The sequence below is a fragment of the Campylobacter sp. 2018MI01 genome (assembly GCF_018501205.1).
Lineage (GTDB): Bacteria > Campylobacterota > Campylobacteria > Campylobacterales > Campylobacteraceae > Campylobacter_E.
In genome coordinates, this window is the sequence record NZ_JAHCZE010000139.1 from 1 (window position 1) to 518 (window position 518).

A 518-nucleotide genomic window follows, 5' to 3' on the forward strand; every position below is an offset into this window, starting at 1 on the left:
ATTTCACGCAAGCTGTTATTGACGATACCATCGAAATCAATGCTGAATTCCAGTATAGTGCCGGGCTCAATCCGACCATTGAACGGCGCACTTCTGGCCGGTGCTGCAAGTGGTGCGAAAGTTTATCGGGAACATACAACTATCCGCATGTCCCCGAGGATTTCTATCACCGTCACCAACGATGCCGATGCACTATTGAATATGATCCAAAGACTGGCAGAAGACAAAATTCATGGTCGAAGAAGTGGTACCGGTCAGATCATTCTGAACTTGAACGGCGTCGCAAAATGAATATTGATATTCGGGATAACAACAGGAAGAGCGACATTCTGGAATACAGGAAAATCATTGATGTTTTAGGGGTAGAAAAATCACCCAGTTCGTTGGCTGAATTTCAAGATTTGAAGTATAATGATGTTGAAAATTACAAGGAGTTAAAAGACCGTGCTGTATGGAGTGAAGCTAAGGGTCCAAGCGAAACATCTTTAAGTGGGCATTTTAAAACTCACGCAAATGAA

At 42.9% G+C, this 518-nt stretch carries 2 protein-coding genes; both read left to right on the forward strand.

Going from position 1 to position 518, the window contains the following annotated elements:
• A partial coding sequence (locus KJQ97_RS09360; RefSeq protein ID WP_214120686.1) for a hypothetical protein occupies positions 1 to 291 on the forward strand: 291 nt, incomplete at its 5' end.
• The coding region (locus KJQ97_RS09365; RefSeq protein ID WP_214120687.1) for a hypothetical protein at positions 288 to 518 on the forward strand (231 nt) is incomplete at its 3' end. The genes KJQ97_RS09360 and KJQ97_RS09365, both read left to right, overlap by 4 nt.